The sequence below is a fragment of the Aeromonas hydrophila subsp. hydrophila ATCC 7966 genome, assembly GCF_000014805.1.
GTDB lineage: Bacteria > Pseudomonadota > Gammaproteobacteria > Enterobacterales > Aeromonadaceae > Aeromonas > Aeromonas hydrophila.
The window spans coordinates 4,169,999-4,191,594 of record NC_008570.1; the positions used below are offsets into that span (position 1 = coordinate 4,169,999).

Below are 21,596 nucleotides of genomic sequence, written 5' to 3' on the forward strand. Positions count from 1 at the left end.
TTGGTGGCGAAAAATACCGATCTAGTGGTGATTTTCACCAATAAAAAAGGGAGCCGGTGGCTCCCTCATGCAATCAGCGGCGTACTCAGGCGGCCCGGGGATGACCGAGCTGGCTGTCCAGCTCCGCCAGCTTCGCCTCCATCCGGGCACGGCAGTTGTCGGAGAGATCGCGAATACCGGCGGCGCCGTGCTCCTTGCTGCAGACCGGGGCCATCACTTCCAGCAGCACCTCGCCGTTGTCCCAGCGGTTGAGATCGATCTGGCCGAAGTAGCTGGAGCAAACGATGGGCACCACCGGCACCTCGGCCTGTACCGCGGTGTGGAAGGCCCCCGCCTTGAACGGCAGCAGGCCGCGCCCCTTGGAGCGGGTCCCCTCCGGGAACATCCAGATGGAAGTGCCGCGATTCTTGATGCGCTCCACCACCTGGCCGATAGTGCCGATGGCGCGGGAGCGGTTGGAGCGGTCGATCAGCACGTTGCCGGAGAGCCAGAAGATGAGGCCGAAGAAGGGCAACCACAGCAGGCTCTTCTTGCCCACCGCCACCACGCCGGGCTGCACCGCGCCGGTCACGGTGAAGATGTCGTAGTTGCTCTGGTGGTTGCAGACGTAGACCGCCGGCCCCACCGATTTGACCTCGTCGGCCACCGTCACCCGGACCTTGAGGCCGATCAGCGGGCAGACAGCATGGTACATGCGGGCGAAGACATAGACGTTGTTGGGATGGCGCGGACGCACCAGGCAAAGCAGCAGACCGAACAGGAACCAGAAGATGAGCAGCAGACCAAGCAGCAGCACACGGGCAAGTTTGAGCATCGAACACCTCGGATTTTGACTCGGCGCAGTATACTGGTCCCCCTTTTAGCGAACAAGCGTTCGCCAAACAGAACCGACCACCCCTGCTGCCCGCCCCTCTGCCTTAAAACGGACGGCGGCTTGCCCCACCCGGCGTTGGCCGTTAGGATGTGGCCATCTTGATGAACGGGGCGAGCATGATTCACCAACAACGCGTGGCGAAACGACTCCTGCTGCTGGTCTGCCTGCTGGTGCTCAATTGCGCTGCCCAGCCGCTGGCCCGGCTGGCCCTGCTCGATCACGCTCTCAGCTGTCAGGCCCTGCCCTCCTTCGTCACGGCCGACGACCAGGCTGACAAGAGCACGCCCGCCAGCCCGCAGCCCAACAGCTGCCAGCTCAACGGCAAGTGGCTGAGCGCCACCACCCTGCTCTGCCTCGAGCAGCTGTTCTTTGCGGTGGCCCTGCTCATCGCGCTGCTGGCCCCGCTCTGGCGCTACACGCCGCCACTGCCGCCACCACGGGCCGTGTCGCCCCCCGAACGACGACTTCACCTCACCCTCTGTGTCTGGCGGGAATGAGTTCAGCCGCGCTTTTTTGAGCCTGCTGTCATTCATTTTTTGCGAGACAACATCTATGTCAACTCTCTTCAAGGCGAGCCTGCTGCTGGGCTGCCTGCTGTGGCAATCCAGCGGATTGGCCAGCGATACGGGCTGGCTCACCAGCCCCCAGAACGATCACGCCAAGGTCAGGCTGCAAGCCGACCGCAGCGCCCCTGACCATACCCGCATCCTGCTCGAGGTGGCCCTCGAGTCCGGCTGGAAAACCTACTGGCGCAGCCCGGGTGAAGGGGGCATAGCACCCCAGATCCTGTGGGATCAGCCGGTCGGCGACTTCCAGTGGCACTGGCCCACGCCGCGCCCCTTCGAGGTGGCCGGGCTCAGCACCCAGGGTTATCAGCAACAGGTGCGCTTCCCCCTGAGCCTCGACTACCCGGCCGGGCAGCCGCTCAAGGGCACCTTGCGCCTCTCCACCTGCAGCAACGTCTGCATCCTGACCGACTACCCCTTCACCCTGGCGGTGGATGGACAGACGCCGGCCGGTTTCGACTTCGGCTGGGCCCAGACCATGAGCACCTTGCCGCAGACACTGCCCGCCGACACCCGGGTCGAGCTCGGCTACCAGCACAACCAGCTGCAGCTGCGCGCCGAGCGGGCAGAGGGCTGGCAGGCGCCTGCGCTCTTCATCGATGCGCTGGAGGGGGCCGAGTTCGGCAAGCCCGCGCTCGAGGTGAGCGGCAACACCCTGATCGCCCGGGTCCCGGTCAGCGATGGCTGGCAGGGGGATGCCCCTGACTTGCGTGGCCAACCCCTCAGCCTGTTGCTCGGCAGCGGCGATGAGGCCTGGCAGACCCGCGCCACCATCGCCGATCCCCTCGCCCTGCCGGCCCCAGGCCAGCCTCTCATCTGGCTGCTGGGGGCGGCGCTGCTCGGCGGTCTCATCCTCAACCTGATGCCCTGCGTGCTGCCGGTGCTGGCTCTGAAACTGGGTACCGTGCTGCAGCAGCAGGAGAGCGAACAGCGACAGGTGCGCAAGCAGTTCCTCGCCGCCAGTGCCGGGATCATTGCCTCCTTCTGGGTGCTGGCGGCCATGAGCAGCCTGCTGCGCGCGACCCAGGGCGCCGTCGGCTGGGGGATCCAGTTCCAGAGCGCCGGTTTCATCGGCTTCATGGTGGCGGTGACCCTGCTGTTTTGCGCCAACCTGCTGGGGCTGTTCGAAATCCGCCTGCCCAGCAATCTCAGCACTCGCCTCGCCACCAGCGGCGGCAAAGGGCTCGGTGGCCACTTCCTGCAGGGGAGCTTCGCCACCCTGTTGGCAACCCCCTGCTCGGCCCCCTTCCTCGGCACCGCGGTGGCCTTTGCGCTGGCGGCGCCGCTCGGCCAGCTCTGGCTCATCTTCACGGCGCTCGGCCTTGGCATGAGCCTGCCCTGGCTGCTGGTGGCGGCCCTGCCGCGCCTCGCCCTCTGGCTGCCCAAACCGGGCCGCTGGATGGGGCGACTGCGCATCCTGCTCGGCTTGATGATGCTGGGCTCCAGCCTCTGGCTGGCGAGCCTGCTTGGCAACCATCTGGGCAGCACGGCCACTGGCTGGCTGATGGCCGCCATGCTGCTGGTGCTGCTGATTGGCATCCTCTGGCGTTATGGCATGCGCGGTTTCACGCTGGCCCTCTCCCTCTCGGCACTCATCGGCGGCGCCCTGCTGCTGGGTGGCGCCCTCACGGCGCAGGGGTCTGGCAGCGTCGATCGCATTGCCTGGCAGCCGCTCTCCGAACAGGCCATCGTCGATGCGCTGGCCCAGCGCAAGCGGGTCTTCATCGACGTCACCGCCGACTGGTGCGTCACCTGCAAGGCCAACAAGTACAACGTGCTGCTGCGTGACGAGGTGCAGAGCGCCCTGTCGGCCCCGGACGTGGTGGCCCTGCGTGGCGACTGGAGCCGGCCGAGCGATGCCATCTCCGCCTTCCTGCGCCAGCGCGGCGCGGCCGCCGTCCCCTTCAACCAGATCTACGGGCCCGGCCTGCCAGAGGGAGAGATCCTCTCACCCCTGCTGGACAAGGCCGACTTGCTCGACGTGTTGCATCAGGCCGGCCTCGTCCAGGCCGATGCCCCCCATTTTTAAGGAGAATCCCATGACCCTGCGTACCCTGAAACTGCGCACCCTGACCCTCTGCACCGCCCTCGTTGCCGGCACCCTCTGCGCCCCCTTGCTGCACGCGGCGCCCTTCACCCCGGAGCAGGAGGCTCGCATCAAGGAGCTCATTCGCGAGACCCTGGTCGCCAACCCCAAGATCCTCGACGAGGCGGCCGAATCCTGGGAGAAGCAGAACGCCGCCGCCCAGGAGGCCCAGCTCGGCGACTTCATCAAGGGCAATCAGGATGTGCTGTTCAACAGCGCCACCAGCCCGCGCCTTGGCGCCAAGGATCCCAAGCTGACCCTGGTGCTGTTCACCGACTACAACTGCCCCTACTGCAAGCAGTTCGACCCCCAGCTGACCAAGCTGCTCAAGGCCTATCCCGACGATCTGGGGCTGGTGATCAAGCTGCTGCCGTTCAAGGGACAGAGCTCCGCCAAGGCGGCCCAGTACAGCCTCACCCTGTGGCAGCAGGAGCCGGCCCGCTTCCTCGCCCTGCACGACAAGCTGATGAGCAAGCAGGGGATGCTGACCGAGGCGGACATCAACAAGGCGCTGGCGGCCACCGGCAACACGGCCCTCAAGCCCGATGCCAAGGCCACCGAGGAGCTGCGCAACAGCCTTCGCATCGGCACCCTTCTTGGTGTGCAGGGCACCCCGGCAACGCTCATCGGCAACCAGCTGGTACCGGGCGCCGTGCCCTATGACGAGCTGGAGCAGCTGGTCAAAGCCGAGCTGGCCAAGCGGGCATGAGGAGGCCATTGATGGAGCTGCGACCACACCGACTTCGCATCGGCACCCTCCTTGGCGTGCAGGGCACCCCGGCAACGCTGATCGGCAACCAGCTGGTGCCGGGCGCCGTGCCCTATGACGAGCTGGAGCAGCTGGTGAAGGCCGAGCTGGCCAAGCGGAGCTAAGCCATGGCGGAAGATGCAGTCGTAAAACCACCCCGCTGGCGCCGCTGGGGCAAGGAGGCGCTCTGGCTGCTGCTGATGGCGCTGGTCATCTCCACCCTGCTGGATCTGTGGCGCGGCCCCACCCTGCCGGCGGGGGCCATGGAGGCCCCCTTCACCCTGCAGGATGGCACCACCACCAGCCTGGCCGAGCAGAGCCGCGGCAAGCCGCTGCTGGTCTACTACTGGGCCAGCTGGTGTGGCGTCTGCCGCTTCACCACCCCCACGGTGGAGCAGCTCTGGCAGCAGGGTGAAAACGTGCTGACGGTGGCGCTGCGCTCTGGCAGCGATGACCAGTTGCGCGCCGGGATGGCGAAGAAGGGGCTCGCCTTTCCCACCCACAACGATGAGCGGGGGGATCTGGCCGCTCGCTGGCAGGTGGGGGTCACCCCCACCTTCCTCATCATCAAGGATGGGAAGCTGGTGAGCAGCACCACCGGCTGGAGCTCATGGCTCGGGCTCAAGGCCCGCCTGCTGTGGGCCAGCCTGCGCTGACCCCTGACCTCGACGCCCGGCCAGTCCGGGCGTTTTTTCAACCCCTGTCACACATGGGTCGACATGGAACTGACAAAATAGTCACAAACGACCCCAAACCGCCCCTGACGAGGCCCCGCACGACGCCACCAGCACGCCCATCTGTTCGCTTCCAATCCATGGCGATGGCGGCCTGTTTGCGTTAAAATGTCGGGTTTTTGCCGAGCCTGGTTTGCCAAGAGCCCCGCCGCCAGGCCAGCGCAGGGTCAATTCCACGATGCCAGTGAGGCAGGATCCGTCATGAACAACTACTTCCGGGTGTTGGGCGTCAAGTCCAACGCCAGTGAAAACGACATCAAAAAAGCCTATCGACGGCTGTCGAACCAGTACCACCCCGACAAGCTGCACGGGGCGAGCGAAGAAGAGAAAGAGCAGGCAGCCCTCAAGCTGCACCAGGTAAAGCAGGCTTATGAAGTGCTGTCCGATCCGAAACAGCGGGCCGCCTTTATCAAGGATTTCAACAACGTCATCGTGACCGATCCCGCTGCTGCCATGCAGGAGATGTGGGACCAGTTCTACCCCTGAGCCACCAGGCAAGAAGAGCGACTATGCAAAATAAATGGGACCAGGCACGGCTCAAGGCCCTGCAAAGCGATGCCAGTGAAAACATCGAATCCTACCGGGATCAGGACGACCCCAAGGGACTCGAGCAGTTCACCGACCAGATGAAGGCCCTGCTGCTGGCCGACATGAGCATGCTGGAGTTCATGCCCGAATACCTGCCGCTCGCCCTCTATGGCCGGGTGCAGTTCCCGCCCAAGGCCAAGTCGCAGTGGAACAAGTGGCTCGCCAGCGGCGAGCAGCCTTCCTGGGACGAGTTCAAGGTGAGCGTCGGCTTCAACAACGCCGTCCTGCCGCTGGTCAAGGCGGTGCGGGCCCAGAGCGAAGATCAGCTGATGGAAGCCTGCGCCGTGCTGTTCCTGCTCGACAACCCGCTGCCGCGCGGCAGCCACCGCGGCGATGACGACTATGAGCTGCGCGACGAAGAGGATGAAGACGGGGAAGATGCCGACGCCGACTACCATGGCGGCAGCGACCGCTATGGTGATGACGACGGCGATCAGGATATGTACGACGAAGTCCGTTTCTAATTGGGGCAAGGCATGAGCAACAGTCTGATAGAAATTACCGCCATCGAGATCAAAGAGCTGGCCGTTATCGAGCCGAAGCAGGCCAGCGAGAAGTTCGAGCTGATCGCCAAGACCATGTCTGACGACCAGCTGGCAGAAGTGATTGAAAACATTGATATCGTTACCCTGACCCAGATTAACGGCCAGCACGACATCTCCTTCCCCTCCATCATCTCCGAGCTGATGACCCCGGAGCGGATCCGCGACATCGTCTGCCAGCAGCCGCTCTATTGGGAAGAGGCGATCAAGAACAACGCCGACGAGCTGCAACAGCACACCTTCGACTTCCTCAACTACCTGATCCGCACCCAGGATAGCGAGGCCAAGCAGCGCGAGATCCTCGAGTGCGTGGCCGAAGATCCGGCCGGTCTCTTCTACCTCGCCATCCCCTTTATCGAGTTCTATCGTGGCGATCGCTATGAAGAGGACGAAGGCTATCGCGACGTGCTGCACGCCGAAGAGGAAGATCTTGAAGAGTCCCTGCGCTACAGCGAGCGCCAGCAGAGCGAGGATGTCCACGACTATGCGCTGGATGACCCGAGAAGCCTGTTGATGCTCATTCGCGAGCTGGCCCCCGAGGTGGAGAAAGCCATCAAGGCGCTGCTGCGCAATGAGCACTCCAGCTGGGACGGCATCATCAACAAGTTTGCCGCCGAGCTGGTGATGCAGGCCAAAGAGAAGAACAAGGTCGAGGAAGACGAGTACGGCGACGTCGACGACATGTTCAGCTTTCTGGATTAAGGAGCCCATTCATGCAGTTAGTCATTCGCGATGCCAACCAGGGTCCCTTTCTGACCCAGGTGCTGCGCTTTGGCCGCGACAATGAACGTTTGACCGAGCAACAGCTGGCCGCCATCAAGGGCAAGGCGGTGCTGATGAGCCTCAAATTCGCCGACAAGTACTACAACAAGTACAAGATGCACCTGCTGGAGCAGGCCGCCCACGACGTCATCGGCGTGGTGAGCCTCGGCCTGCAGGAGCTCTCGGCGCGGGATCCGGCCAAGGCGCTGGCGCTGCTGCAGGCGCCGGAAGGCCCCATCAAGCCGTTCCAGAAGGGCTGGTCGATGCTCATCACCGTCAGCCCCAAGCAGGTTGGCAACAGCCTCTACGGTGACGTGGATGCGCGGCTCTTGGACAAGATCTCGAGCCCGCCCGATGTGGAGGAGTGGCAAGGGTGGCAGGAGTACGAGAAGGCGCTGACCGAGCACAACAAGAGCCGCCTGATGGAACTCATCGACCAGCACTTCTTCGCCTGCGAGAGCGACCACCCCACCATGGAGGACAAGCTGGCCGAGGCCCTGCTCTACCGCATCCTCTGCGGCAAGGGCAGTGGCGCCGCCCCGCTCAAGGTGAAGCAGGATCTCAAGCGCCGACTTGCGCGAGAGGTTGAGCTCGACGAGGGCTGGTATGACACCGACTACCTCGCCGCCCAGCTCGCTCTGATGCTGAGCGCGCTACCCGCCGACATGGCCGCCGCCCTGCGTCAGGAGCTGAGCCCGGGCTTTGTGCCGAACCTGCTGCACACCCTCGGCTTTGTGCGCCAGTACCAGCTGCTGCAAAAAGAGAACGCCTCGCCGGAGAAGCTCGACAACATCGAGATGCGCGCCGGGCTCAAGCACCCGCTGCTCGGCTGGCCGCTCTATCACGACTTCTAAGGGGCCATGCACCCTTGCAGGATGGCACTTGCCTCTCCTCCCACAACGCCCGGCTTGCCGGGCGTTGTGCTATCCGGCATCCCGCTGACAGCAGAAACCCTTGTCATGGCCGCCGCCCTTGGCAGAAAACTACCCCGTAAGCGTCATTGGCCATGCTTTTGTCAGGGATATAATGACTCCCCCATACCAGAGCCGGGGAACGAGCCGTGAACAGAAAGCCGGACCGCATTACCGCAATGCAGCAGATCATCGACGCCGTGAAGGCGGAATTTCCGCTCTATCAACCGGATACCTTCAAATGCGGGCCGGACAACACCTGCATCGGCTGTCCCAAAAAGCTGATGGAGCTGGTGGATACGGATCTCTGCTACTGGCAATATCAGATCGACCGCGGCATTCCGCCCTCCTTCGACGAGATCCAGCGCTTCGGCAAAATGTGCAAGAACATCCGCCGGGCCCTGGTGCGCAATGGCCGCATCCCCGCCTGAGCGCCCCATCGCAGCCAAGGGAGAAGCGCCCGCCGGCAACCCCCGAGAGGAACAATTTATGACCCAGGAAAGGATACAGACCCGCTACCCCCTGAATGGCCCCCTTACCAACCACGCCGAACTGGAGCAGGCCATCGCCCGGGCGATAGAGACCCACAAGCAGGATTTCTTCCCCCTGCTGGAGCGGCTGGTGGATGTGGGTGACAGCCGGGTCAAGCTCAGTCAGAAAGAGCCACTGCGAGTACTGGGGGTGGAACTCGACGGGGCTCACACCGGCGGCAGTGCGCGCCTCGGTTACGAATCCAACTTCGCCGAGAGCTGCCAGCTGATCGATGAATATGACCAGCACCAGACCAGCGTGGCCTTTCGTCTCGACGGAGATCAGCTGATATTCGATCTTGAGCTGCCCATACAGTGGAATTTCGACAACTGATTGGCGGCGGTACAATTCGCCTTGTTGATGGCGCCCAACTGTTATTTTTCTTCACGCTGCCCCTCTCCAAACGAGAGAGGGGCAAAAGGGAATCGCCAAACATATTGCCGCGACTGGCTTTCACGCTCATCTGTTCACGCTTCGCCAATCAAGCCTGTGACCCTGCCGCCTCGTCATGCATCAAACATGACGCTAAGCGGTCACCACACATAACCGTTTAAGCAGCCGATAAAGAAAGACGGGTTGCACCAGCGTCAGCGCTATCACCAGCCAGGCCAGGGTAGCCATATTGCCCAGATGACCATCGACATCCGTCAACAGCATCGAAGAGACGACGGCGGCCGAACCGCTGAATATATGCTGGAACACATTCTGCAATGACATAAACCCTGCTCGTTCCCCGGGCTCTGCGACCTGGCTATTAACAGCAGCAGCCGTGATAGTCCGTGTCGATGTCACCACCATAAACAAGGTAAAAATGATCATGGTCGGCAACAAGGGGGAACCCAAGAAACCATCCCAGACAATGGCGATAATCAATCCCCCTGCCCACAACGTGATACGCACTGCGCCAACGCGGTCCATCAAATAACCACCCAACTGCATCGCGATCACGCTGAGAACACCGCCCATGACATAGTACTGACTCATATCGCTGCGAGGCACACCGAGATTGAACTGAAAATAGGCTGCCATGTTCGGAACAATAAGGAAGGTACTGAAAATGGCCAACCCAATTGCCATAAATGCATGCCACACCACAGCGCGTTTCAACATACCCGTGATTGAAAAAACCTTTTGGTGTTGCCCCAAGTGGGCAGTCATATTTGGCAGCCTCATAGATACCATCACACTGACGCACAAGCCCAATCCACCGACGACATAAAAAGGTGCGCTCCACCCTTTCAACATGGCCAGCGCCAATCCCAAGGGCACACCAGCAATGGCTGACAACGAGAAAGCCCCCATCACTAGCGCCATCGCTCGACCACGTTGTGGTACTGGCGTCGCATCCACGACGATCGCCATTGCTATCGACGTTGCCGGACCGGCAAATATGCCCGCCAACAAACGGGTAAAGAACAGGCTTTCCATATTCCACGCCAAGGTGCAGGCCCAGGTGGATAGTGTAACGCCCAGCAATGAGAGCAATGCCACCTGTTTTCTATCAAATCGATCAATATATCTGGCACATAATAAAGATGATAATGCGGCGGCCAGTGCATATCCTCCCCCCAAATATCCTATATAGGTTGGACTGATATCCAGCGCACGAGATAAATCAGGCCCAAGCGGCATGATCATCATAAAGTCCAGTGCACTCACCAATTGGATAAAGGCAGCCAGCCAAACGCTACTCACATCCATCACAGCACCATTAAAATGAGGTGTCTTACCTACCTTGTTTTTTTCTGACATCATAGTGTTCATGCTCAATATTTGGAGACAGACAGCATACCCACTACCATCATCTATTTTTATCCTTTAGAATGGCACTGACTGTTATCATATCAGGGACAATAGATGCGCACCGGCCTGGACTTTACCTCATCAAGGATATTTATTGCCGTGGTTGAACAAGGCAGTTTTGTCGGCGCATCCAAAACCCTTGAAATACCTACCTCAAACATCAGCAGAAGCATTGCTCAGCTGGAAGAGAGACTGTCACTCCAGCTTATTGAACGCAGTACTCGGCATATGAAGCTCACTCAGGCGGGCCAGCTGCTCTATACCCGAGTAAAACCCTTGCTGGAATCACTGGAGCAAACCGAGGCTGAATTGACATCACAGCAGATTCAGCTGAAAGGGCCACTGCGCCTGTGCATTCCCAATGAAGCCGGCCCCAGACTGCTTGGTACAGCGATAGCGGACTTTGCCTGTCAGCATCCCGAAATAAAGATCAGCTGTATTACCAACCTGTCAGGATTTGAGACATTAAGAGAAGATCTGGATATAGCCGTCATCATTCACAGAGGAAAGCTAGATGACAGCGATTATATCGCCAGCCATCTGACCACCATTCCCTGTACCGTGGTTGGCTCTCCTGCTCTTATTCAGCAGTGCGGGCTTCCCAGCCACACGACACAGCTACAAGACCTTCCCTGCATCACCACGGTAAGCGCCCTGAAGGGAATGCCTTGGCAGTTCACCCTGCCCAGCGCTGAATTTTCCACCGTTCAGGTCAATGAACATTACCGGGTCAATAGTGGCGAACTGGCGTTAAAGGCAGCAATAGCCGGGGTCGGGTTTGCCATTCTGGCCAAGGTCTCTTGCCAGGAGTTTATTGATGATGGCAACCTGGTTGAGATTGAATTTGAGTTACCCGCCGCCCCATTGCAGTTGTTTGCTGTTTATGCAAATCGCCAATATCTACCGGCTAAAACGCGCGTATTTATTGACTTTATACGGCGAAACATCATGAATTATCAGTAACTAATACCGGTAAAGCCTCAGTTGGTCACATCGGCTTTGCAAGATACCAAAACCCGCCGGCCATCGTTCTCGAACGCTGATTACTCTTTCCCATCAGACCCGCGGCTCTTTCACTTTAAGCCACGCTCTGCTGAGAAATTCAGAAATTTTACCGTTAATTATCGTGTGTATATCATCTCTGTTTACTCCTGGTGCATCATTACAAATAGCTGGTGCCAGTTTATTTAATTGAGCAGAGCATGGAGAGAGAAAAACAAAATGACCGGCATTGTGTATTACCTGAAATTCTTTTTCTGCAGCCAACGTGGTGGCCAGGTCTCTGGCATTTTCTTTCCAAGAAAGCTCTTCATCCTTATCACCAGTAAAAATAAGGGTAGGGGCAATCACTCTTCTGAGTGAGCCGGGAGCGAATGCCATGCTCACCGGAGCCATGAAAACCCATGCCTTTATCCTAGAATCGGGGTGCACAACTAGACCAGGATGGTCATTTATCATTACCCCTTTGTTTGAACATATGGCACTCATGTCATATTTACGACAATAATTCTCATAGCGTCCTGCATCAATATCTCCTCCTCTCAACAACAATCCTGTTGCTCCACCGGCAGAGAAACCAATAAATGCTATCTTATCTTTATCAATATATTTAGCTAGTTCAACATCATTGGTCGCAGCAGTAATAACGGCAGATATTTGTAATGGACGACCATACCAGGAACTAATGGCCCCTGCCCCTGTCTGATCCTTGTAGTTATCACCAGGATGCGTGAGGGTAATAACAATATTTCCCTGCCGAGCCAGAGTCGTGGCAAGGTCATGATGACTCCATAAACTACCGGCGTTGCCATGTGAGATCACTATGACTGGATAGCGGCCTGGTACTATATTCAGCGCCTTTTGTGCCGCTATTTGATAAGGGCCTATCGTACTTGGTGTTTTTTCTGCGGCCACACCGGGATAGAAATATACGGCATCCATAGGCTTTTCACCTACAGGATCAGTCACTATGAGACGCTTAAACCCTGTATATTCAGCCGATACGACGAAGGATGGCAAGGCACTGCACGTACATATTGCACAAAGTAAAAAATAACGAAAAAGAAGCCTCATCAGATATCCTTTCTGATCCAATCGACATTGGGACGACACGCTACCACTATCCCCATGAGGAGTCATTTTTCACAAAAAAATGGGAGCGAATAATTCGCTCCCATCTTGTATAGATCCGTTGACTACCCTTCCTGATTTTCCCCGGCTGCCGGTTCTGCGCCGGCGACGGTTTCAATCTCGATGCGATCAACCCGCTGCAGACCACGAGGCAGTTTGGCACCACGGCGGCCGCGCTCGCCGCGGTAGTAGTCAAGGTCAGCTGGCTTGAGGGTCAGCTTGCGCTTGCCGGCAAACAGGGTCACCGACTGGCCCTGCGGGATGACGGCGGCCATCACCACAAACTCCTCCCGCGCCTTCACGCGAGCCGACGGAATGCTGATGAGCTTGTTGCCCTTGCCCTTGCCGAGCACCGGCAAGGTGTTGAGCGGGAACAGCAGCATGCGCCCTTCGTTGGAGATGGCCATGCAGAGATCGGTGTCGGGCGCGCCTATCTTCTGGGGTGCCATCACCAGCCCCCCCTCCGGCACGGTCAGCAGCGCCTTGCCGTTCTTGTTCTTGCCAATGAGGTCGTCATATTTGCAGACGAAGCCGTAACCGGCGTCGGAACAGATCAGGTACGGCTCGCCTTCGTTCCCCATCACCAGATGGCGTACCTCTTCACCAGCCCCCAGCGCGAAGCGACCGGTGAGCGGCTCGCCCTGACTGCGGGCGGAGGGCAGAGTGTGGGCCTCCAGCGAGTAGGTTCTCCCCAGGGTGGAGAGGAACACCGCCTGCTGGTTGCTGCGGCCATGAGCGTGGGCGAGGTAGTTGTCCCCCGCCTTGTAGGAGAGGCCCTCCACATCCACGTCGTGGCCCTTGGCGGCGCGCACCCAGCCCTTGTCAGAGAGGATCACGGTGACCGGCTCGCTCGGGGTAAGCTCCTTCTCGGTCAGGGCCACGGCGGTGGCGCGCTCCACCAGCGGGGTGCGGCGATCGTCACCGTACTTCTCGGCGTCCGCCAGGATCTCTTTCTTCAGCAGGGTGCTGAGACGGCGCTCGGAACCCAGGATCAGTTCCAGCTTGTCGCGTTCTTCGGCCAGTTCGTTCTGTTCAGCGCGCAGCTTGAACTCTTCGAGCTTGGCCAGGTGGCGCAGTTTCAGCTCAAGGATCGCCTCGGCCTGGGCCTCGCTGATGTTGAAGCGCTCCATCATCACCCGGCCCGGCTCCTCTTCGGTACGGATGATCTCGATCACCTCGTCGATGTTGAGGTAGGCGATGAGCAAGCCTTCGAGGATGTGCAGGCGGGCCAACACTTTGTCGAGGCGATACTGCAGGCGGCGGCGCACCGTCTCACGGCGGAAGCTCAGCCACTCGGTAAGGATGGTCTTGAGGTCTTTCACCTGAGGCCGATTGTCCAGACCCAGGATGTTGAGGTTGACCCGGTAGTTCTTCTCCAAGTCCGTGGTGGCGAACAGGTGGGCCATCAGCCCCTCCACGTCCACCCGGTTGGAGCGCGGCACGATCACCAGACGGGTCGGGTTTTCGTGGTCCGACTCATCGCGCAGATCGGTGACCATGGGCAGCTTTTTGGCCACCATCTGGGCGGCAATCTGCTCCATGATCTTGGCGCCTGAGGCCTGATGAGGCAGCGCGGTGATAACGATGTCGCCATCCTCCTCGTTCCACACCGCCCGCTGCTTGATGGAGCCCTTGCCGGTCTCGTAGATTTTGCGGATGTCGTCGCGGGGCGTGATGATCTCGGCGTTGGTCGGGTAGTCCGGCCCCTGCACATGGGCCATCAGCGCATCCAGGCCGGCATTGGGGTTGTCCAAGAGCTCCACGCAGGCGTGGGCCACTTCCCGCGCGTTGTGGGGCGGGATATCGGTCGCCATGCCCACCGCGATGCCGGTCACCCCGTTGAGCAGGATGTGCGGCAGGCGGGCGGGCAGCACCACGGGCTCTTTCATGGTGCCGTCGAAGTTCGGCGTCCACTCCACCGTACCCTGGCCCAGCTCGGAGAGCAGCAGCTCGGAGAAGCGCGACAGCCGCGCCTCTGTATAACGCATGGCGGCGAAGGATTTCGGATCGTCCGGCGCCCCCCAGTTGCCCTGACCGTCCACCAGCGGGTAACGGTAGGAGAAGGGCTGCGCCATCAGCACCATGGCTTCGTAACAGGCGCTGTCGCCGTGGGGGTGGTACTTACCCAGCACGTCACCCACGGTACGGGCGGATTTCTTGTGCTTGGACAGCGCCGACAGACCCAGCTCGCTCATGGCGTAGATGATGCGCCGCTGCACGGGCTTGAGGCCGTCACCGATGTGCGGCAAGGCACGATCCATGATGACGTACATGGAGTAGTTCAAGTAAGCCTGCTCGGTAAAGGTGCGCATTGGCTGGCGCTCGACCCCGTCCAGACTGAGCTCGATAGCATCACTCATGTGATTATCTCTTTCGGTTTGGGAGCCGCCACAGGGCGACTCCGGCTAAATGCTTGCCGGCCCCGACAGGGCCGGCCGACGGCTTAGATGATGGCGAGGTTGCCCTTCTCTTCCAGCCACTCGCGGCGATCACTCGCCCGCTTCTTGGCCAGCAGCATGTCCATCAGCTGCAGGGTCTCATCCCCCTCAGCCTCTGGCCCCATGGTGAGCTGCACCAGACGGCGAGTGTTGGGATCCATGGTGGTTTCCCGCAGCTGTTTCGGGTTCATCTCACCCAAGCCCTTGAATCGGGTCACCATCACCTTGCCCTTCTTCTTCTCGGCTTCGACCCGCTGCAGCACGCCGTTCTTCTCGTCCTCGTCGAGGGCGTAGTAGACCTCCTTGCCGATATCGATCCGGTAGAGGGGCGGCATGGCCACATAGACGTGGCCCTGATTGACCAGCGCGCGGAAGTGTTTCACGAACAGGGCGCAGAGCAGGGTGGCGATGTGCAGACCGTCCGAGTCCGCATCCGCCAGGATGCACACCTTGCCGTAACGCAGGCCGGAGAGATCGTCCGAGTCCGGGTCGAGCCCGATGGCCACCGAAATGTCGTGCACTTCTTGCGAGGCGAGCACCTGACCGGCCTCCACCTCCCAGGTGTTCAGGATCTTGCCGCGCAGCGGCATGATGGCCTGAAACTCGCGATCCCGCGCCTGCTTGGCACTGCCGCCCGCGGAGTCACCCTCCACCAGGAACAGCTCCCCCTGCATGGGGTCGGCGCAGCCGCAGTCGGTGAGCTTGCCGGGCAGCGCCGGGCCCTGGGTTATCTTCTTGCGCACCACCGTCTTGGCGGCGCGCATCCGGCGCTGGGCGCTGGAGATGCAGAGCTCGGCCAGCTGTTCGGCCAGCTCGGTGTTGCTGTTCAGATAGAGGCTGAAGGCATCCTTCACCACGCCGGAGACGAACGCCGAGCTCTGACGGGAGGAGAGCCGCTCCTTGGTCTGGCCGGCAAACTGCGGATCCTGCATCTTGATGGAGAGGATGTAGGCGCAGCGATCCCAGATATCTTCCGGAGTGAGCTTGACCCCGCGCGGCAGCAGGTTGCGGAACTCGCAGAACTCGCGCATGGCGTCGAGTAGGCCCTGGCGCAGACCGTTGACGTGGGTGCCGCCCTGGGCGGTGGGGATCAGGTTCACATAAGATTCGGCGAGGCATTCGCCCCCTTCCGGCAACCAGCAGAGGGCCCAGTCCACCGCCGACTGCTCGGTGCTGAAGGCGCCGACGAAGGGCTGCTCCGGCAGGCAGGTGAACTGCTTGACCGCGTCGACCAGGTAATCCTTGAGGCCATCTTCATAGCACCACTCCAGCTTGATGCCGGTGTTCTTGTCGAGGAACTTGATGGTGAGACCCGGGCAGAGCACTGCCTTGGCCTTGAGCAGGTGCTCCAGCTTGGAGACCGAGAACCTGGGCGAATCGAAGTAGTGGGCTTCCGGCCAGAAGCGCACCCGGGTGCCGGTGTTGCGGCGCCCGCAGGTGCCGGTGATGGTCAGCTCCTGCACCTTCTCGCCCTTCTCGAAGGCGATGTCGTAGACCTGGCCGTCACGGCGCACCGTCACCTCGACCCGCTCGGAGAGGGCGTTCACCACCGAGATGCCCACCCCGTGCAGACCGCCGGAGAACTGGTAGTTCTTGTTGGAGAACTTGCCGCCCGCGTGCAGCTTGCAGAGGATCAGCTCCACCCCGCACACCCCTTCTTCCGGGTGGATGTCGACCGGCATGCCGCGACCGTCGTCGATCACCTCGAGGGACTGATCTTCATACAGGGTCACCTCCAGGGTACGGGCGTGACCCGCCAGCGCCTCGTCGACGCTGTTGTCGATGACCTCCTGGCCGAGGTGGTTGGGCCGGGTGGTGTCGGTATACATGCCGGGGCGGCGACGCACCGGTTCAAGGCCATTGAGGACCTCAATGGCATCCGCATTGTATTGAGTAGACATGGAGGGCCTTGCGAATTGACGTTTGGGGAGAATCTTACTCGTTGGGAGGGTATTGGACAAACCCGGCGGCGGCAAAGCTTGATCCGGACGGGGTAAGTCGCCCCGCCGGCCCGTTCAGCGTGCCTCGGCCGCTACCGGCAGCGCCTGCTGCAACTGGGAGAGAGAGCTGTACAGCCGCCACACCATGCCGGCCAGCTCCCGCGCCGTCGGTTCCCTGTGGTAGGCCAGGGCCGCGCTGATCCGCTGCAGCTCGGCCAGGGTGCGATCCAGAGAAGCGTGCTGCACCCCCTGCTCGGTGAGGATCCCCTGCAGAGAGCGGATGCAGTTGTCGCGCACCAGGTAGAGGGGCTGCTCCTCGCCGCGCCACTGGCGCAACTGCCAGACGATGTGGCTGCAGTTGAGCAGCACCACGCCCCAGCGCAGCACCCAGAGGCGGGCGGTCTGATCCTGGCTCTGGCTGAGCTGGCTGATGCAGTGGTAGATGAGCGATTCGAACTGGCTCTCGCTCTGGCGCGGGGCCGGCTCCAGCTGATCCATGAAGTGGCGGCGCAGGGAGCGGATAAGGCGGCGGCTTTTGCGCCGATCCGAGCTCGGTCGCAGCAGCTGGAACGCCAGTCCGGCGCTCATCACCCCCAGCGCCTGCCCCAGGCTGCCGTTGATGTACTGCAGGTAGTCGTAGCTCGGCGGATTGGTGATGGCGAGAAAGGAGCCGAGCAGCACGATGAGCTGGCCCCACAACACCGCCTGCCTGGGCTGTTGCTGCTTGAACAGCTGCATGGTGATGAGCACGGGGAACAGCAGGGCGCAGAAGAGCCAGAAGTCGTCGAGCCGGATCATCAGGCCGAACTTGACCGCGAAGCAGATGAGGCTCAGCAGCAGGATCGCCTTGAGCATGGTGTTGGCCCCCTTGGCGGGCGCCGGGGTGGCCGAGTAGAGCACGCAGCAGATGGAGAGCAGGGTCAGCGCCGAGCTGCCCGCATCCCACTGGCTGTGGATCCAGAAGGCGCAGCCCAGCAGCACGCAGAGGAAGGTGCGCCCGCCGTTGTAGGCCGCCTCCAGCGTGTCGGTGTGGCTGGTGAGCGAAGAGTGGCGCGGCGGCGCCGGCCACTCCTGGTCGTCGTAGCGGGCCAGCCGATCCAGCCAGCGCTGACACTCCAGATAACTCCAGCAGAAGTGACGCAGCCGTCGCCAGAAGGTGTGCAGCCGATAGTCACTGGCCGCCATTGACACCAACGGGGCCAGCAGCCGGGCGATGCAGTACTTGTCGCAGCCGGGCTGGCCCAGCTCGACCAGCAGCCGCTCCAGCAACGCCTGCAGCCCCTCCGGTTGCGTCGGCCAGTTGTGCAGCATGCGGCGCTGGCTGGAGATGAGGCTGATGAGGCGCAGCTGGCGATGCAGCAGAAAGTTGAGCAGCCGGTTGTGGCGGCGCAGCCTGTGATGGCTCCAGACTGCCTGGATGCGCAGCACGTTCATGGTGAGGATCTGGCCGATCAGCCCCTCGTGGGCGGTGCGCACCTCCGGGCTCGCCTCCCCCAGCCAGAGCAGCTGGGCATGCTCCAGCAGACGGGCCTGGGTCTTGTGCAGCGACTGCAGCAGGGTCTCGCCATCCGAGGTGCTGGGCAGGATCATCATCAACAGGCCGCCGCAGAGGATGCCGATGATCACCTCGCTCACCCGGGCCTGGGCGATGTCAAAGATGTGCTGCGGATCGGTCACGTTGACGCAGGAGAAGGCGATGATGGCGGCGGTGTAGCCCGCCAGCGCAAAGGCGTAGGAGACGTTGTTCTGATGGTGGTTGGAGATGTAGGTGCAGAGCGCCAGCCAGAGCGCGATGAGGAAGCTGAACAGCCAGGGATCGCTGATGCCAAGGCCGGTGATCACCACTGCCGCCATGGCACCGATGATGCTGCCCACCACCCGCCCCAGACTCTTGCTGATGACGCCGCCCACGGTGGGAAAGCTCACCACGGCGGCTGAGGTCATCGCCCAGTAGGGGGAGTCCAGCTCCAGCACGAAGGCCAGCCAGAGCGACAGGCACATCGCCAGGCTGTTGCGCAGGGCGTAGCGCCACTGGCCGCCATTGGCCTTGCCCCAGGGGGTCTGGCGCCAGAGCGAGGCGGCCACCTTACTCCCCTATGGTGATGGTGCAGGTAGTGCCTGCAATCAGCGTCAGTTCGGGCGGCACCTCCAGCAGCTTGATCCGCACCGGCACCCGCTGGGCCAGCCGCACCCAGGGTACGTTGGGTTTGACGTCCAGCAGCAGGTTGTCGGCCCCCTCCACGCTCTGATCGTGGATGGCGCGCCCTATGCTCTCCACTTCGCCGCGCAGCCGCTGCTCCCCGCTGTAGAGCACCACCTCGGCCGGTTTGCCCGGCGCTATGTGCCTGAGCTTGGTCTCCTCGAAGTAGCCCTGCACGTAGAAGGAGTGGATGTCCACCAGCGCCACCAGCGGCACGCCGGCGCTGGCATAGTTGCCGACCCGGGTCTGCAGGTTGGTGATGTAGCCGTCGCTCGCGGCATGTACCCGGGTCTTGGCCAGCGACCATCTGGCCTGCTCCAGATTGGCCTGGGCCACCTGGTAGGCCGCCTTCATCGCCTGGGCATTGAGGCGGGCCTCGTCCACCGCCTCGGCGGAGATGACGCTGCGCGACAGGCCGCTGCGCCGGCTCGCCTCGTGCTCCGCCTTGTCGAGATCCGATTTGGCCTTGGCCAGCGCCGCCAGGGCGTTGTCCAGCGCGATCCGGTAGGGCTCGGGATCCAGGGTAAAGATTTCCTCCCCCGCCTTGACCAGCTGGTTGTCCTTCACCGCTATCTTGATGATCTTGCCCGACACCTCGGGGGTGATGCTGACCAGCTCGGCCCGCACCTTACCATCCCGGGTCCAGGGCCCCTGCATGTAGTAGTTCCACAGCCACCAGCCCGCCGCCAGCGCCAGCGCGCAGACCAGCAGGGTAGAGAAGTATTTGAGGGTCGCGAGGGGTGATTTAGCCATGTAGCAATATCCATAGGGCGCCGCTGACGGCGAGGATAAACAGGGAGAGATCCATCAGCAGGGGATGCCAGACATCCCCGCCGTAGAGCCAGTCACGCAGCAGGTGGTGCACCGGCAGCCAGCCGAGCAGGCCGAGCAGAACCGCTTTGAACAGGGGCGGAAAGTAGAGAGAGGCGCCCAGGATCAGATCCGGCAGTGCTGAAGTTGTCACAAGCGGGCTCCCTGTTGGCAAGCGAGATAATGCGGACTCACGGCCCGCCATGTGGCGGGTCTGGCAAGACTATCACAGCCCCGCAAGGCGCTACAGGAGCAGATGAGACCCTGTCGGTCAGACCAGCCGATCCGCCGGATGGTTGATGCCGTCGAGCAGCGGAACCTCGCCCAGCTCGAATGGATTGACGCCTTCGAGGCAGGCGAGATTGTAACCATATTGGGCCGGATTGGAGCGGCGCTGATGGTGGGTGTAGATGCCACAGATGCTGCAGAAGTAGTGTTTGGCGGTGCGGGTATTGAACTGGTAGCAGCGCAGCACATCCTCCCCTTGCAGGATGCGGATGCCGGCCAGCGGCACCGAGGCGACGATGGCGCCCCGGCGCCGGCAGAGCGAGCAGTCGCAGCGGCGCGGATCCACCACGCCGTCCGGCAGGGTCAGCTCCAGCACCACGGCGCCGCAGTGACAGCTGGCCTTGTGCCGCTCCTGAATGGGGGTATTGCCGATGCGCTTGATCATGCTGCCTCCTTGCAGACGGGCTCAGGTTCCGGGCCAATCAATCGAACAGAGTATCCCGCCGCCCCTGTAGCAAGTGCTCATGGAGGGTGCGCAGCTGGGACGCCACCACCCGATGGCGGGAGAGCGGGGGTAAGTCGTCGATGGGGAAGTACCCCGCCCCTTTGGTTTCATCGGTTTCACCCAGCAGCTGGCCGCCGGTCGCCTCGCACAGAAAGAACGCCTTGTGAGCGTGGGGCAGCTGGGGTGGATGAGGGTGCTTGAGCTTGTCGAACAGCGCCAGCAGTTGCACGGCCCGACACGCCAGGCCGGTCTCCTCCACCACTTCGCGCACCACGGCCTCCGCCGGCGAGTCACCGATGTCGCACCAGCCCCCTGGCAGGGTCCAGCAGCCGTCGCTGCGCTCCTGCACCAGCAGGATATGGCCTGCATCGTTCTGAATGAAGGCCCGCACATCGAGCTTGGGGGTGGGATAACCGCGATCGAGGGCGATCCAGCCGCTGATGGCTTCCGGTGCCAGCTCGCTCTGGCTGGCGATGAGCGCCACCGTGGCCGCTCGCAGCGCCTCGAAGCGGCCGATGTCGAAGGGATCTTTGGAGTAGGTGAGCCCAGCCTGCGCCGTGGCCAGCACCTGTTCCAGAAAGGTGGCCAACGGCGGCTGCATGGCTAGAGCCCGAGGAAGCGGACGATCTGGGCGGGGTAGCGTTCGAACGCCACGAAGGCGTGATCGCCACCGCACTCCAGCGAGAGACGGGCAAAGCGGTATTCGTCCAGCGCCTTGCGATAGTCGAGCACCTCGTCTTCCTGCTGTTGCAGCACCCAGAGTCGCTCGGGGGCGCTCACCGGCACCGCCAGCGCCCGCAGCTCATTCATGTGTTCAGGCAGCAGTTGATACTGCTCCCCCGTGTAGGGGTTGGTCTGGGGGCCGAGGTAGTCGCAGAGCAGCTCGTGCGGGCGTACCGCCGGGTTGATCAGGGCGGCGTGGCAGCCGTAGCGCTCGCTGACCCGGGTCGCCATAAAGCCGCCGAGGGAGCTGCCCACGGCGCCAAGCTTGAATTCGTTGCCATAACGGCTCTGCAGATCGGCAATGGTCTGCTCGATGGCCGCCCAGGCCGCCGCCGGCGTGTTGGGCTGGGCCGGGATCACCACCTCGATATCGGGTCTGTGTTCAGCCACCCAGGCAGCCATCTGCTGCGCCTTGGCAGAACCGGGCGAGGAGTTGAAACCGTGCAGGTAGAGGAGAACGGGCTTCATCTCAACTCC

Annotated in this window: 22 protein-coding genes and 1 pseudogene; 12 read left to right on the forward strand and 11 right to left on the reverse strand. The window is 61.7% G+C overall.

What is annotated here, in order from left to right:
* Nucleotides 1-85: 85 nt before the first annotated feature.
* Nucleotides 86-814 carry a 1-acylglycerol-3-phosphate O-acyltransferase gene (locus AHA_RS18900; protein WP_011707454.1) on the reverse strand — a complete coding sequence of 243 codons (729 nt, stop codon included), beginning with the start codon at nt 812-814 and terminating at the stop codon, nt 86-88.
* Nucleotides 815-990: 176 nt separating this feature from the next.
* Between AHA_RS18900 and AHA_RS18905 the strand changes: the two genes are divergently transcribed.
* The 11 genes and pseudogenes from AHA_RS18905 (at nt 991) to AHA_RS18955 (ending at nt 8,675) form a co-directional block, all read left to right on the forward strand.
* Nucleotides 991-1,371, forward strand: coding sequence for a membrane protein (locus AHA_RS18905; protein WP_011707455.1), 381 nt, complete (start codon nt 991-993; stop codon nt 1,369-1,371).
* Nucleotides 1,372-1,426: 55 nt separating this feature from the next.
* Nucleotides 1,427-3,469: a protein-disulfide reductase DsbD family protein gene (locus AHA_RS18910; protein WP_164927749.1), complete on the forward strand. Its 2,043-nt coding sequence runs from the start codon at nt 1,427-1,429 to the stop codon at nt 3,467-3,469.
* Nucleotides 3,470-3,479: 10 nt separating this feature from the next.
* Nucleotides 3,480-4,235, forward strand: a complete 756-nt coding sequence (locus AHA_RS18915) for a DsbA family protein (protein WP_011707457.1) — start codon at nt 3,480-3,482, stop codon at nt 4,233-4,235.
* A 14-nt stretch (nt 4,236-4,249) separates the two neighbouring features.
* Nucleotides 4,250-4,399 (forward strand): annotated as a pseudogene (locus AHA_RS18920) (copper resistance protein); the annotation flags it as partial.
* Between the two features lie 3 nt (nt 4,400-4,402).
* Entirely contained in the window at nt 4,403-4,930 is a 528-nt protein-coding gene (locus AHA_RS18925) for a protein disulfide oxidoreductase (RefSeq protein ID WP_115586426.1), read from the forward strand.
* Nucleotides 4,931-5,209: 279 nt separating this feature from the next.
* Nucleotides 5,210-5,494: a cold adaptation protein ActJcold adaptation protein ActJ gene (gene atcJ / locus AHA_RS18930; protein ID WP_005305278.1), complete on the forward strand. Its 285-nt coding sequence runs from the start codon at nt 5,210-5,212 to the stop codon at nt 5,492-5,494.
* 23 nt (nt 5,495-5,517) lie between these two features.
* Nucleotides 5,518-6,060 (forward strand): cold adaptation protein AtcA, encoded by a 543-nt coding sequence (gene atcA, locus AHA_RS18935; RefSeq protein WP_011707461.1) that lies wholly within the window; start codon nt 5,518-5,520, stop codon nt 6,058-6,060.
* Between the two features lie 12 nt (nt 6,061-6,072).
* Complete coding sequence (gene atcB, locus AHA_RS18940; protein WP_005343119.1) at nt 6,073-6,840, forward strand: cold adaptation protein AtcB; 768 nt, start codon at nt 6,073-6,075, stop codon at nt 6,838-6,840.
* 11 nt (nt 6,841-6,851) lie between these two features.
* Entirely contained in the window at nt 6,852-7,754 is a 903-nt protein-coding gene (gene atcC, locus AHA_RS18945) for a cold adaptation protein AtcC (protein ID WP_011707462.1), read from the forward strand.
* 236 nt (nt 7,755-7,990) lie between these two features.
* Complete coding sequence (locus AHA_RS18950) at nt 7,991-8,242, forward strand: hypothetical protein (RefSeq protein WP_026080289.1); 252 nt, start codon at nt 7,991-7,993, stop codon at nt 8,240-8,242.
* 58 nt (nt 8,243-8,300) lie between these two features.
* A complete protein-coding gene (locus tag AHA_RS18955) occupies nt 8,301-8,675 on the forward strand; it encodes a hypothetical protein (RefSeq protein WP_011707464.1) in 375 nt (124 codons plus the stop codon).
* A gap of 192 nt (nt 8,676-8,867) precedes the next feature.
* On the opposite strand, the gene AHA_RS18960 is transcribed toward AHA_RS18955, so the two are convergent.
* Complete coding sequence (locus AHA_RS18960; RefSeq protein ID WP_011707465.1) at nt 8,868-10,112, reverse strand: MFS transporter; 1,245 nt, start codon at nt 10,110-10,112, stop codon at nt 8,868-8,870.
* A gap of 87 nt (nt 10,113-10,199) precedes the next feature.
* On the opposite strand from AHA_RS18960, the gene AHA_RS18965 reads away from it, so the two are divergent.
* On the forward strand, nt 10,200-11,108 hold the full coding sequence (locus AHA_RS18965) for a LysR family transcriptional regulator (protein WP_011707466.1): 909 nt from the start codon (nt 10,200-10,202) through the stop codon (nt 11,106-11,108).
* A 93-nt stretch (nt 11,109-11,201) separates the two neighbouring features.
* Here the strand turns inward: AHA_RS18965 and AHA_RS18970 are convergent, their stop codons facing one another.
* The 9 genes from AHA_RS18970 to AHA_RS19010 all read right to left on the reverse strand — a co-directional run bounded on the left by AHA_RS18970 (nt 11,202) and on the right by AHA_RS19010 (nt 21,587).
* Nucleotides 11,202-12,218 (reverse strand): alpha/beta hydrolase family protein, encoded by a 1,017-nt coding sequence (locus AHA_RS18970; protein WP_164927750.1) that lies wholly within the window; start codon nt 12,216-12,218, stop codon nt 11,202-11,204.
* 122 nt (nt 12,219-12,340) lie between these two features.
* A complete protein-coding gene (gene parC / locus AHA_RS18975; RefSeq protein WP_011707468.1) occupies nt 12,341-14,635 on the reverse strand; it encodes a DNA topoisomerase IV subunit A in 2,295 nt (764 codons plus the stop codon).
* Between the two features lie 83 nt (nt 14,636-14,718).
* Nucleotides 14,719-16,614, reverse strand: a complete 1,896-nt coding sequence (gene parE, locus AHA_RS18980) for a DNA topoisomerase IV subunit B (RefSeq protein WP_005305312.1) — start codon at nt 16,612-16,614, stop codon at nt 14,719-14,721.
* A 114-nt stretch (nt 16,615-16,728) separates the two neighbouring features.
* Complete coding sequence (locus tag AHA_RS18985) at nt 16,729-18,738, reverse strand: FUSC family protein (protein ID WP_011707469.1); 2,010 nt, start codon at nt 18,736-18,738, stop codon at nt 16,729-16,731.
* A 1-nt stretch (nt 18,739) separates the two neighbouring features.
* On the reverse strand, nt 18,740-19,606 hold the full coding sequence (locus AHA_RS18990) for an efflux RND transporter periplasmic adaptor subunit (RefSeq protein WP_011707470.1): 867 nt from the start codon (nt 19,604-19,606) through the stop codon (nt 18,740-18,742).
* Nucleotides 19,599-19,868: a DUF1656 domain-containing protein gene (locus AHA_RS18995; RefSeq protein WP_011707471.1), complete on the reverse strand. Its 270-nt coding sequence runs from the start codon at nt 19,866-19,868 to the stop codon at nt 19,599-19,601. The genes AHA_RS18990 and AHA_RS18995 overlap by 8 nt, the downstream gene beginning before the upstream one ends.
* 66 nt (nt 19,869-19,934) lie before the next feature.
* Nucleotides 19,935-20,336: a GFA family protein gene (locus AHA_RS19000; protein WP_011707472.1), complete on the reverse strand. Its 402-nt coding sequence runs from the start codon at nt 20,334-20,336 to the stop codon at nt 19,935-19,937.
* A gap of 37 nt (nt 20,337-20,373) precedes the next feature.
* Nucleotides 20,374-20,997, reverse strand: a complete 624-nt coding sequence (locus tag AHA_RS19005; protein ID WP_011707473.1) for an NUDIX hydrolase — start codon at nt 20,995-20,997, stop codon at nt 20,374-20,376.
* Nucleotides 20,998-20,999: 2 nt separating this feature from the next.
* On the reverse strand, nt 21,000-21,587 hold the full coding sequence (locus AHA_RS19010; protein ID WP_011707474.1) for a YqiA/YcfP family alpha/beta fold hydrolase: 588 nt from the start codon (nt 21,585-21,587) through the stop codon (nt 21,000-21,002).
* Nucleotides 21,588-21,596 lie beyond the last annotated feature (9 nt).